The 11984-nt window shown below is 42.4% G+C and carries 17 protein-coding genes; 2 read left to right on the top strand and 15 right to left on the bottom strand.

Features of this window, described 5'->3' with window-relative positions:
• Nucleotides 1–53: 53 nt before the first annotated feature.
• Nucleotides 54–647, bottom strand: coding sequence for a hypothetical protein (locus ACFVU8_RS03430; protein WP_387425855.1), 594 nt, complete (start codon nt 645–647; stop codon nt 54–56).
• 254 nt (nt 648–901) lie between these two features.
• Here ACFVU8_RS03430 and ACFVU8_RS03425 point away from each other — a divergent pair, with 254 nt between their 5' ends.
• Both ACFVU8_RS03425 and ACFVU8_RS03420 read left to right on the top strand, forming a co-directional pair.
• Nucleotides 902–1513, top strand: a complete 612-nt coding sequence (locus tag ACFVU8_RS03425) for a hypothetical protein (protein ID WP_387425854.1) — start codon at nt 902–904, stop codon at nt 1511–1513.
• Nucleotides 1497–2576, top strand: a complete 1080-nt coding sequence (locus tag ACFVU8_RS03420) for an XRE family transcriptional regulator (protein ID WP_387425853.1) — start codon at nt 1497–1499, stop codon at nt 2574–2576. The genes ACFVU8_RS03425 and ACFVU8_RS03420 overlap by 17 nt, the downstream gene beginning before the upstream one ends.
• 246 nt (nt 2577–2822) lie before the next feature.
• On the opposite strand, the gene ACFVU8_RS03415 is transcribed toward ACFVU8_RS03420, so the two are convergent.
• The 14 genes from ACFVU8_RS03415 to ACFVU8_RS03350 form a co-directional block, all read right to left on the bottom strand.
• Nucleotides 2823–3536 (bottom strand): hypothetical protein, encoded by a 714-nt coding sequence (locus tag ACFVU8_RS03415; protein ID WP_387425852.1) that lies wholly within the window; start codon nt 3534–3536, stop codon nt 2823–2825.
• Nucleotides 3537–3678: 142 nt separating this feature from the next.
• Nucleotides 3679–3801 carry a stalk domain-containing protein gene (locus ACFVU8_RS03410; RefSeq protein ID WP_387425851.1) on the bottom strand — a complete coding sequence of 41 codons (123 nt, stop codon included), beginning with the start codon at nt 3799–3801 and terminating at the stop codon, nt 3679–3681.
• Between the two features lie 74 nt (nt 3802–3875).
• A complete protein-coding gene (locus ACFVU8_RS03405) occupies nt 3876–4433 on the bottom strand; it encodes a stalk domain-containing protein (RefSeq protein WP_387425850.1) in 558 nt (185 codons plus the stop codon).
• A 62-nt stretch (nt 4434–4495) separates the two neighbouring features.
• Entirely contained in the window at nt 4496–6628 is a 2133-nt protein-coding gene (locus ACFVU8_RS03400; RefSeq protein ID WP_387425849.1) for a phage tail protein, read from the bottom strand.
• Between the two features lie 92 nt (nt 6629–6720).
• Nucleotides 6721–6924: a hypothetical protein gene (locus ACFVU8_RS03395; RefSeq protein WP_387425848.1), complete on the bottom strand. Its 204-nt coding sequence runs from the start codon at nt 6922–6924 to the stop codon at nt 6721–6723.
• Between the two features lie 85 nt (nt 6925–7009).
• Nucleotides 7010–7381, bottom strand: coding sequence for a hypothetical protein (locus ACFVU8_RS03390; protein WP_387425847.1), 372 nt, complete (start codon nt 7379–7381; stop codon nt 7010–7012).
• Nucleotides 7382–7438: 57 nt separating this feature from the next.
• Nucleotides 7439–8224 carry a hypothetical protein gene (locus ACFVU8_RS03385; RefSeq protein ID WP_387425846.1) on the bottom strand — a complete coding sequence of 262 codons (786 nt, stop codon included), beginning with the start codon at nt 8222–8224 and terminating at the stop codon, nt 7439–7441.
• 43 nt (nt 8225–8267) lie between these two features.
• The gene (locus ACFVU8_RS03380) at nt 8268–8456 is read right to left on the bottom strand and encodes a hypothetical protein (protein ID WP_387425845.1); all 189 of its coding nucleotides are present in this window, start codon (nt 8454–8456) and stop codon (nt 8268–8270) included.
• Nucleotides 8457–8466: 10 nt separating this feature from the next.
• Nucleotides 8467–8901: a hypothetical protein gene (locus tag ACFVU8_RS03375; protein ID WP_387425844.1), complete on the bottom strand. Its 435-nt coding sequence runs from the start codon at nt 8899–8901 to the stop codon at nt 8467–8469.
• Nucleotides 8898–9476, bottom strand: coding sequence for a hypothetical protein (locus ACFVU8_RS03370; RefSeq protein ID WP_387425843.1), 579 nt, complete (start codon nt 9474–9476; stop codon nt 8898–8900). The genes ACFVU8_RS03375 and ACFVU8_RS03370 overlap by 4 nt, the downstream gene beginning before the upstream one ends.
• Entirely contained in the window at nt 9473–10045 is a 573-nt protein-coding gene (locus tag ACFVU8_RS03365) for a hypothetical protein (RefSeq protein ID WP_387425842.1), read from the bottom strand. The genes ACFVU8_RS03370 and ACFVU8_RS03365 overlap by 4 nt, the downstream gene beginning before the upstream one ends.
• 8 nt (nt 10046–10053) lie before the next feature.
• A complete protein-coding gene (locus tag ACFVU8_RS03360) occupies nt 10054–10617 on the bottom strand; it encodes a hypothetical protein (protein WP_387425841.1) in 564 nt (187 codons plus the stop codon).
• On the bottom strand, nt 10614–10931 hold the full coding sequence (locus tag ACFVU8_RS03355; protein WP_387425840.1) for a hypothetical protein: 318 nt from the start codon (nt 10929–10931) through the stop codon (nt 10614–10616). The genes ACFVU8_RS03360 and ACFVU8_RS03355 overlap by 4 nt, the downstream gene beginning before the upstream one ends.
• 52 nt (nt 10932–10983) lie before the next feature.
• Nucleotides 10984–11982, bottom strand: coding sequence for a hypothetical protein (locus ACFVU8_RS03350; RefSeq protein WP_387425839.1), 999 nt, complete (start codon nt 11980–11982; stop codon nt 10984–10986).
• Between the last annotated feature and the right edge of the window lie 2 nt (nt 11983–11984).

Raw genomic sequence — 11984 nt, 5'->3', positions numbered from 1 at the left:
TCTTAAAGCAACCGAGAATCAACTATCTACATAGCACGTTCTCACTGAAATTTTCATTCCTCGACTAAATTTCTTAATAACCATTGAGGGATGAGTCTTAATTGAGCCAATCTTTTAATAACTTGCACTGTACGATCGTACTCTATATTAGTAATGGCAACTAAATCTTTAACACTTCTTGTTCGATCCTGTAATATGTTATTAAAAATTATATTTTCAGCTTTGCTTAATTTAGCCACAGCACGCTGGTATTCACTCTCATTTAAAGCCTTTTCTACTGTTTCGACTTTAGTTGCAGTTGAAGTTTTAGATGCCTCGTTCGATTTAGTTTCTTCTGGTTTTTCGATCTCACCATTGTCCTCTTTACTCTCTATTACTTCCGTCGTCACAAAGGAACCTCTATATATCAAAAAGTTTTTTTCATCTTTAAAATCACTAGGTGCGTATAACGCGTCTGACCTAAAACAGAGAATCAGAAAAAACAATACTACCAATACTGATGGGAAAACCATTACAAACCAAATGAAAATCTTCTGTAATGATGGCTCAAGTAACCCCAATGCTACAGTTGATGACACCTCAGCAAGTCCAGCAAATATTGCGATTATTGTGAGTGGGTTGCTGACCTTTTTCACTTTATCAACCAAAAAAGACACCTCCATAGACAATAAAAAAACCCATTAACCGAAGCTAACAGGGCTATTTACCGATTCTTTCGGACTACACACGTCGGTGCTTCCGACTTGTGAGTACAGATTAGCACGATTGTAACAATTTGTAAATGAATTTTTGAATATCGGAGTATATTAAATTATCTAGGAATATTTTAGGAATATTTTTCATTGATTTCGACATGTTTTGTGTTAAGATTATACTAAGAAGATGTTGAGGAGGGAATTCCGTGAGATTAATGACTGAGTTTGAAGCAAAAGCCATCTTAGAACCATACATTCCAAAGATACATAAGGCTATCTTAGATGCTGTAAATTCTTATTTTGCTAACCCAGCGCTTGCTTTATTAAGATCAAAAATGTCTAAGAGATCCGACGCCTCAATTTGCCATGACCTGATTATCGAGAATATGAAAAGTGTATTTGAAGGAGAATCTGGAATAAAGTGCTCTTATTCGAACAAACTATTCTTGCTGGTTGTAAAAGGTCAAGTTGTACTTAGATTTAATCTATTTGATAGCAACAAATTATCTCACGGAATCCAAACTGGACAACTAATCGCATATAACAATCAACAATTTGATGAACCAGAACTTGACATTGATACTCCTGACGGGTTACTGTATGCTGGCTATTTAATTAACCCACTTAGAACGGGTGCATCTAACGTATTTATAACTTGCAGATATCAGAACCATAATGTCTGGGAATGGGAACTAGTTGCACCTCAACCTAAAATTACAGAGATCACCAAGGATAAGGATGTTCAGAAGCCTGTCCGTAAACGCAGAGTTAAACCTAAAAACAACAAGATTGGTGATGTAAATGATTCAGCACAATAATGCCACTTATAACTACAAAATGGCAGTTTTAGCTAGGGAATCTAGAGGATTAAGCCAAAAAGAATTATGTGAATATTCTGGAATTTCTCAAGGTAAATTATCTAAGGTTGAAAACGGCCTTCTTCAATTAACTGATGATGATATCAAAAAACTGTCTTCTGTCTTAGATTATCCAAAATCATTCTTTGAGAAGGATGAGAGATTGCTCGGAGTTGGACTGAGCGAATTTTTCCATAGAAAGCGACAAGCCGTATCCCAAAGAACGCTTAATAAAGTGTACGCCAACATTGAAATAAGAAGAATGGAGATTGCCACACTTCTTAAAGCAGTAGATATCGAGGATGTCAATATTAGTAGAATTGACCCAATTGAATATGATAATGATGTTGAGCAAATTGCACAGATCATTAGAGCGAGTTGGAGTGTGCCTAAAGGTCCTATCGAAAATGTCGTCGATTTGATCGAGGAAGCCGGTGCGATTGTTATTCCGTTTGACTTTGAAAAGGCAAACATTGATGGTATCAGTATGTGGCCAGTGGGCATGCCACCTTTAATATTTGTGAATTTCGATCGTCCAATGGACCGTATTAGATTCACTTTGTGCCACGAGCTTGGGCATCTTGTTCTTCATAGGACTCCTTCAGTAGATGGGGAAGACATTGAGGAGCAGGCTGATCGATTTGCTTCTGAATTTCTAATGCCTCAGAAGGATATTCTCACATCCTTGAGAGGTGTTTCCATGCAAAAGTTTGCTGCACTGAAACTATATTGGAAAACTTCTATGGCTTCTCTTATAAAAAGGTCATCGGATTTAGGGACCATTACCGATCGGCAAAACAAATATTTTTGGATGCAAATGGGTAAGCTTGGATACAGAACAATTGAACCCCCAGAGTTAGCACCACCGATAGAGAAACCTTGGTTACTGGAAAACATTATCGAGACCTACCATCATGAGTTGAAATACAGTGTGAAGGATATGAGCGAGGTTTTGAATCTTAATACTTTTGAGTTTAAGAATATTTACATGAGGGGCTTTAATGGACTACGACTTGTTAGATAAAACTTCCCGCCAGTTTCTACTGGCGGAAATTCCAATTTTATGACGAACAATATCACTGTTAATCCGATTATACTTGAATTGCTCCCCTGTAATCTATGATATTGTCTGGGGCATTCTCTCCAATTTGTAGAACATAAACTCTGCTACCCAGCGTTGCAGCAAGTAAATCATCATCACTTGCAAGGACCTAATATGTAAGGCTCAAAACTTACCACTCCAGTGAGTTTTCATTGCTTCATTAAAAAATCACATAAAAGTTAACGCAATAGAATGGATTCTTTGCAAATAAACTTCCACTCTTCTTCCGTCCTCTATATCTGCTTTCAAGTAGTTCCCAATATCCCTGTTTTTCGCTCTTAAATTAATACCTAGCCCATAATTTTTACAAGTAGGGCTCGCGGTTTCAATTTCTTTCAAAATACTTATCATGGATTTTAATGATCTTGGACTTCTATGAGCGAGATAGTTCCTGATTTTTTTAATTGAGTTAATCAAAGATATATCATCTCTATGTAATTTAGAAAATTTCCTTGCATGTTCCTCCACTAACCATTGTTTTGCTTTTTTCTTAAGTATCTTACAGTCAGCAAATTTTATATTATCATCATCCGGCATTAGAAGCTCTCGAATTTGTGCTACATTTAAGTTTGTAGGTATGCTGACATTTACAAATTGTTTTACTGAGTTATTGCTTAGGTCGTTCTGAACACTGGTACAGACATAACTGCTAAATTGTTGACTATTATTATTTATATATGCAACAAAAATATCACTGATAAATTGCTCAAACAAAACTGCCATGGAAACAAATACTTGCTCAGACAAGTGTCCTATTAATAGGTCTTTTCTGGATGGATTTTGCATGATGATGTATCTCTCAACATCAGAGAAGTACTGCCATAATTCTGAAATATCATTTTCAAATTTTTTTATTATTTTCTTGTGGTCAATCTTCCTCAATTAGATCACCTCTTCTTTGATTATAAATAAGTTAATAACAAAATAATACATTGAAACCAATCTGTATACGCATTTTTCATCATATAAAGACAAAAAGCCCACCAGCCGAAGCCAGTGGGCAAAATATGAAGCGTTCAGGAGTTCACTTCTTGGTGGTCAGTGTTGCTGTCTTGGTATTGTTATCCCAGGACACGGCAGTGCCAATAGCCTTGCCAATCGCTGACAACGGCACGTAGGTTCTGCCCTCGATCAAAACATATTTCATTAATCATTGGTGAGCCTTCTTCCGTTACTTATCAAAATACTCACTCTTATTAAAAATATACTGCGCCTACAATTTTATTCGTTAAGTTGCGCTTGCAGTTCTTTGATTCGTGCTTCTGCTGCAGTTATTAATACTTGCTGCTCTGTGATATAAATCTCGCTATCCTTGATTTTTTTCTGCAGCCCCTCAGTCACTGCCTTATCGCGATCGTCAGTTCCGCCTTTTGCTAGGTGCTCCGTGAGATTTGTTTGGTCCGGCTTAAGGCTGTTAGTTTGGCGGCTCTCTATGTTCTTCTTATACCATTCGATCTTTTCTTTTAACGTAGATATCTCGACTTTTACAGCATCATTGCTCGCTGCCGACGGTTCCTCCCCTATCTTCAGCACACTTTCCAACTCTACCACATCTCCTTTATAAGAAACAGTGTAGCCAGCGCTTTCCGCAATATCTCGGACGGGTGCATATGTCACTCCATCTATGATTATTGCTTTCTTAGCTGAGCTAACTCCATTTTTCTTTATCGTAACCTCTTTCGCTACCGACTTACCGACCATCGATGATGTGGCTGCAACCGCGGACGTTCCTGTAACAAGTATACACGCAACTACTAACGTTATGATCGACTTTTTCATGAGCAAACCCTCCTAAGTAGTTATAGCGTGATTATACCAATATTAGGGAGGGTCTGCATATGTTAGTTTTGCGTATGTGTATGCGCAGGAACTCCGGTCCAGGTATACGCCTTGCCGTCTACGTCTCTCAGCACTGTGCCGATTGGGATTCCACAGTTGTATGGACCAGCAGATCCGGTTACAGCTCCTTTGCTAGCCTTACCCGTGAGACCTTCCCCAAGACCATTAAGCGCTGATTGAAGGCCGGTAATTGATTCAATCCTAATTCCGCTCACGGAAATCGCATTATCAAACCGCACGTTACCGTTGAACGCGACAACCGGCGCGTACAGGTTCATATAACTGGGCGCGTCGATGTAGAACCCGTCATCGATCCCGTACACACCACCTTTATATATTCCTGCTCCGTCAAAGTATTCCGTTCCGGCCACGCCATATTTCCCGCTTTGTGAAATGGATACCCGGGTTTTACCACCACTATCTACTGAACGGAAACTGTTAATATCCAGTTCTACTCGTTGGCCATCGGGTGCCGTTCTAATCAAAGCCCCGGTAATGGTTCCACCCTCAATCTCATTTCCTACGACTCGACTAGCCCGGATTAGAGAAGACACAATATCGCTTTGTTCGACACTACCCGTCAATGTGATCTTTCTTGCAACCACATTTCCGTTCATGTCTAATCTGAATGGGGCATCATTAAAATTAGCATGTCCAGCAGAAAAGCCCGTGTGATTTAAAAGTATAATTTCATTGTCATGACCGACACTAAGCGATTCGAAATTACCGATTTTACCGATGATAGACTCACCCATGACCCCATCTGCTGTGACTGCAGCTCGCAGAGTGTGCCATCCGTCTGTAGATATTCCAAGACCGGCTGATGTAAGTCTCACCTGGCGCAATGGATTCACTTTATCCTGAGCAAGTATGCCGCCTTCCAGCGGATAGATCAGTTCTGTCTTAGAGTTATTTATGTCCGCGATGACTTGGCGTGCTACAGATTCAAATAGTTCTGTACGCACACGTCCATTAGAAAATAAATTATCAACCAACTTCTTACTCTTGTCCAGGTCTGCGATGATATCGTTATAGTCTCTACTGGCTACATTTGATATTGTTGCTTGGGCATGCTTCTCTTTGGTGTATGGGTATTCTGTTAATTCGGTGATTCTTGCCATAAGATTGTTCATTTCCATTTTCGGATCATAGCAATAGACCGTATCTCCTAGTCCCGGCGTTGGTTCTTCTTTATCAATTTTGTGTAAATCCGCTCCTGACACGCTGACTTCAAAACTTGGAATCTCTCGTTCTCGTAGTGATTTTCTAGTTGCATTTACGAGATCCGTAACTGCCCTTTGTTCGTTTATGCTAGGATCAATATCCTGCAAAATAATTTCATCGTCGAAAAACGGGACTGAATCGCTAGCCCATGCAGAAGCGTAGGGAGATATGAGGTAGTTAACCTTGAGGATTCCGTCTACAACAGCACCAGGAACGGCCTCCAATAGCGTTCTCTCTTCATTTGTAAGGATGGATGTAGGTTGACCTATCCATGTAGTTCCGTCCTTCATTTGGGCGAATAGGCGTGTCACAAGCGATGAAGCATCGTCTTTAAACTGGTCAGAAACAATATTCTTCTTAATGCGATACTGTAAGCCATTATCGACCCCAATTTTCTTTTTGAGGTGGATAACAAAATTGTCCGGCTCTATTTCACACCCATACATTTCGATGATCTTATTCAGTGCCTGAAGACAGTTGCCCCTGCCAAAGTCTTTAACATCATGTAAATCAAAGCTATCGTCAATAATAAATTTGAATCTGTTCCCGGTGGCTGTAGAAATTAAATCCGTCAGTTGTGAGATATGTACACCGTAAGATTCATTAATGTAAAAAGTATATGGAAATTTAAAATCCGTTAGTTTGAACATCACATGGGTGCACACAATAGAGGCAATTAGTTTTTTTCCATCCCTAACTCTGGAACGGCTATTGATAACATAATATTGACCTCGTTCATCTTGAATGTGGCCTTTAATCACCAGTTTTTCTTGATAATCTTCTGATGTCATTGGGACGAGAAATTGAATTTCATAATCTGAGTTGATCCTTCTTTTTCTCTGTATGTCGTAAGCGTCCACCAGTAATCCTACCCGCGTTAAATTTTTATCGAATGATTCCAATAGTCTCAATCCATTCACCTCTCACGGAAAATTTTCCTTGGCTTCTAAATTTCTTATCGACGAAAAAAGAGACCTGCCGCAAATGACGGAAGGTCTCTTGGTTATTTTTTCGGAAAGAAGCCCAGGTCTGAAAGATACTTCGCCTTCTTTGGCTTTTTGCTTCCGACTTCCCCGCCGTGCAGGATGACTTCAAATTCTTCTTTCTTGTTCTTGGCTTTCATTAGCGCCCGTATTTTGGGAATGGTCATATTCGGCCATTCTGTATCCGATATACCATTGCTGATACAAAGTGCCCATAAATTCATCCAGTGAGTTGACTGTTCCTCATCCCCACCTTCTTCCGGCTCGTCATCATCTTCTTCGGCTTCCGGATCTGGCGGAAATGACTCTTTATAGAAATCGGTCCAGGAGTGTATCCAACTCCTTGATTCCCTGTTCGTCTACTCGGTCGTACTCTTCGTCAGATAGTCCTTCAACCAATACGAGGTTGAACGCTTCTCTGTAAGTCGATTCAACTGCCGGCCAATCCACCGCGATGGTCTTATCTGTCTCGTTCCACTTCTCCCGACCGATGGACGCGGAAAATGTATAGCGAGTATCTTTCATCAACGATCGAACTTTACGAATCAGCCCGATCGTACCAATCCTGATCGTCTTAACAATTTCCCCATGCTCCCCAGTTGCCGCAGCAAGGGTTACTTCTGAGCCAACGTTTACTGTCTCATCAATCTCTTTCAATGTCTCGTCGATCTCTTTTCCCACGTTAATTCCTCCTTGAATTAAATCCCCCAGCCAATGACTGGGGGTGATAGCGTTCTATTAGATACCAAGGATCAATTCGACAGCCCAGCCTTCTGGGTTATCCATAGTTTTATCTGGATCCATAATTTCAAGATTCATGGTGTTGGTGGAAGGCTTTTTCCGCTCTTGCGAAACGTCTAGCGTACCGCCGCCGAGTGCCTTATGAATGGTTAACTGGCAAGGAATCAAGTCGCCTGTCCGATCGTCGGTTAACTCAAAGCGATGAATCAGTTTGAATGGCTTAGGCCGGCGTCTTCCGCCAAGACCGCTTTTAGTGCCTTTCTCCTTTGTCCATACGAACGAAACGTCGATAGCCTTACCTTTGTTGGCCGCATCACAGGTAATCTTGCCCTCAGGAGTGATTGCGTATTGTTCTGCCGTTGGGGTAGTGGCCACTTTAGTTAGTAATTTCCTGTCGCCGTTCTCCGTTTTCAGAGACACTTTTTCGCTACCAACCTTAAATGTACCTTTGAACTTTGTTGGTGCCTTAACGGTATAAGCGCTACTTTCGTCCAAAACCCCTGTTTCCGTCTCATCAAATTTCACTTCTCCGCTCTGCGTTTCAGCGCCTTGGGATAATTCCGCCAAAATCGGGGAAAATCGCGGTACTTCAATACTGGCTTTATCAGCTAGATCTTGAGCAGTATAGTGAAAGGCATACCCGGAGTCACCGCCCATAACCTTTTGCCAGTCAAACTGCAGTTGTAGTGTTACTTTAGTGATTTTATCGTCAAGGTATTTCAACGTTCCGTCTGTTTGATATACGGATACTGTACCCACACCATCAAATACTAATGAACTCATCGTTATTTAGCCTCCTTATGGCATAAAAAAAGAACCGGCCATGTTATTTGACTAGTTCCCATAGTTTCAGATCGATTTCATTGATCCGTTGGTATTCTTCTGTTCCTTCATAGCCGTCAATAGGTTCTGAACCTTCGCCCATCAAGCCTAGTTTTTGAGAAAGTGTGACTTTCTCCTTAACCAGAGTTTCCAACTCCGAAGGTTCTTTCTTCGGTTTATCTTGGATGGTCATACTCTTCACCTCAATTCATTCGAAGGTAGTCAATATCATAAATCGCTTTGTATCCTTTAACGCCGCTGATGCCTGTTGCAAAATCGTTGTCATAAGCCAATACACATAGGAATGAGCAAAATCCAGGCTGAACAATCCTCTGATCATGCAGAAGTTTGAAGGATCTTTCGAACATTAATTTGGCTTCGTATGCCGTTCTTCCGTAAAAATCTATACAAAACTTCCCTTGAAATACAAGTTGATTTCCTGAGTACCTACCAGGCATCACGTACTGACAAAGGTGGGGCACGGTGTCTCTTGATATTGTAACCTCAGGCTCGACACCTTTCGTGAATCGTGTGACGATTTCTTCAGACTCAGATGATGGAGTCAGTCCCACCATAGCCATAAACTCAGCATCGGCCTTATGAGTGTTTTGAATAGCGTCAATTAATTGTAAGCTCAATCCTTCGCCTCCAAAAAGTAACGGTGATATGGGAACTCATGGATAACCTTTGATATTCCCTCAAGAATTCGCGCTCTGTTTGACTGGATAGCAATCCTCAAGAAGTAAGTGGGCGGCGTAGGTTTGAACTTTGGATCAATATCCCCGCGTTCTGCCAGCTCCTCAAGGTTTACTCCAGCATATCCCCCTCCAGAGTACCAGAGTGTACCGTCTATGCTCTTGTAGTTACCTTGGCCGCGCCCTACGACTACCTTACTGCTTCGCGATCTCAGACGGTTCCATGCATCAGAGTTCATGTAGGTAACCAAGCCCGGATTCTGGCCGCTGTCAGCCATCAGGGACCCCTTACCGAATTGCTCCAGCCACGCTTGCCAGTAATCTGCTGTAATGTCTCCTGAGATCATCTGATTAGCCAGCACGAACATTTCCATTTGCAGCTTGTCTCTCACTGCTGGATAGTACCTTATACCGCCTTTTGCCGTTAAGAGCACAAGTTTGTTCAGACCTGTAATCTCTAATGCCAACTTGTTTTCCAAGTCCTTTGCTGCGCGGGCGGTGTCGTATCCGGTAATCATCGGATGTCCTCAGACAATTGCACTTGGTAAAGGCCGGGGTATTCTATATCGTCAATGACATCAACCTGATATGGCCTGTTGTTAATGATAATTCGATCCCTCTGCTGCAACGTCTTGTCATTTGGCCTCCGGACATCCACACTACTTTGCACTCGTAATAGATAGGTTGTCGTTGGTAGTAACCCTGGCTTTTCTTGCTGCAGTTTGGCGTTGATCAGCTCCACAAACCCGGGCGCTGATTGGACGATTTTGAACTCAGGCTTACCGACAGGATTGTCATTCTTGTTGTACTCTTGACGATATCTTCGAACCTCTACCTTCGCGTTTACTTTGACCATCCCGCAATTCTTATCTTGGTCCGTAGACCGCCGCAGTGATGTAACCAAGAACGAGTCTACAGCTACTACCAATGCCCCAGTCTCCACAGGTGAGGTCGGGGCAAATACTCCGTTGTAGTTGGACTCCTTACTTACTTGCGATGCGCTTCTGGATTCTCGGGATAAGATTACCTTGTCGACCACTCCATTCACTGTACATGCAGTGTGCCGGTGTGAAAAATGATAGAACATGTTGTCACCTACCTGAAGGGACGGACTTGATACTCAGAAAGCAAATCCGCTATTTCTGGAGTAATCATGTCGTTCCCAAAGTATTCAATGCTCAGGTCCAGGCCCTTTTTCGACTTCACGTTAGTATCTGGGTTCCCGCTGAGTTGAGCGACGATTAACCCACAGGCTACCTTCACTTTGTCCGGGATTGGGTCCCAGCCGCTGGTATAGGTTATCTCCAGCTCGGCGTATGGTGCGCCAAACCACGAACCGCCGCTAATTATCGACCCGATTTCTTTATCGACATCTATAGTGCTCGTATCGATTTCCGTAAACCCCGGCGCACCGAAAAAGTTGTCTCCAGTAATCCCGAAGGCTGCTCTACCCTTAACGGATTCAACTTCCTTCACAGGATAATATGATAAATGTCCTCGGCCTTGGGTCAGCGGTATGCGCTCGGTGTAGCTTTTCACGCCAATCTCACGCTTACATCGTCCATCAATGATTGCGGAAGCACGAATGATCAAAGGGGGCGTCAGTGCAGTTCCTGTGGGAACGTAATCTGAATCCTCTGCAGTCAAATACTGACTCATTCAACGAACCCGGCCTGACGTAGCGCTTCAGCCGCTTCGGAAGATAATTCTGCTTGGCCGTCTATAAATGTGAATATACCTTCTTTGAGGTGGATGGTATGAGCGCCTTCACGACCTTCTTCCCAGCCCTTGAGCGCTACCGATTCCTTAGGCGGTAGGTCTACAATCTTTTCCGCCGCCTTTGCTCCATCTACAGATGGGACTGTCGTCTCCGTTACAGCAGGAGTTGAAGCTCCATTTTCGTTCAGATTATCACCTGCAGCTGAGCCTTGTTCTTTGTTGTCGCCGCTATCTTCTGGTTTGATCTTACTCATCAACATCTTCCCCTTTCTATTTAGAAGGGCGGCGATTAGGCCGCCCAGTAAATTAAACTGCTACAATGGTCGGACGCTCTACAACGCCATATGCGTGAGCGTAACCAGGTCCTTTTGCTACAGGAGCGCCGAATTTAACGCCGACATACGATTCAGCCAGATTACCTGTTGTACCCAACTCAAACAGCATAATTCCTTTATCTCCGACATAGTGATACTCGATCATAGATTCAGTTACGATGGCGAATCCATAGTCGGTGTTCTCAACGCGTGTCGCATTTTTAGCCGAAGGCATGAATGGTTCTGGAATCAAAGGCAACACGCCAGCGGCGGTTTGAATGGCTTGTACAGATAAACCAGCAATTGTTGTTTTCGACAAGTTACTAATGTGTGTGGAATTGAACGAGGCCAGTTTCTCTTCTTCAGCCAGATAATGCAGAGCCAATGGATGGATATAAATCGCTGTAGGCATTAATTCATATGTTTCACTAGCAATCATAGAAGCTACTTTTGCGCAAATCGCTGAAACGATAGACGCACCAATACCAACCGAGAATGTGTTAGTGATCTGTTTAGGAATACCGACATATTGCAGATTGGTTGGTACCATGAGATTAGTATCCGTTCCTCTCCACAGCATCTTTCCGTGGTAAAGACCTACTCCATTGAGCATATCGGCTAAGTCCTTGGATCTTAACTCAGGAAAATTATCCTGTTGTTTCCCAAGGAGGTTGTCATATAAGCCGAAATCAACTTGGTTTGTAATGGCCTTGATCTTCACTCCATGTGGAGTACGTGGATTGCTTGTCGCCGAAGAACTGATGTTTCTAGGATCGACTGACACTCCACCGTTGATGGTGTTTTGTTCGTAGTACGTGGAGATGTCACCAGTTGCCGGTGTATAATTCATGCGACCATCTAGAATCGAATTTCGGCGCAGTGTATCCGTGATTTCCTTTTGAAAATCATCTGTGATTAGTGCGCCAGGGCTTTGGAACTGTAATGCGGCCTTTACTTCAATCGATTGCGCCTGTCCAACTTGGTTACTCATAT

The organism is Paenibacillus sp. NPDC058177 (assembly GCF_042883835.1).
GTDB lineage: Bacteria > Bacillota > Bacilli > Paenibacillales > Paenibacillaceae > Paenibacillus_AQ > Paenibacillus_AQ agri.
Note: the sequence above shows the minus strand (reverse complement) of the source record. Positions and strands in the feature narration are given on the sequence as shown.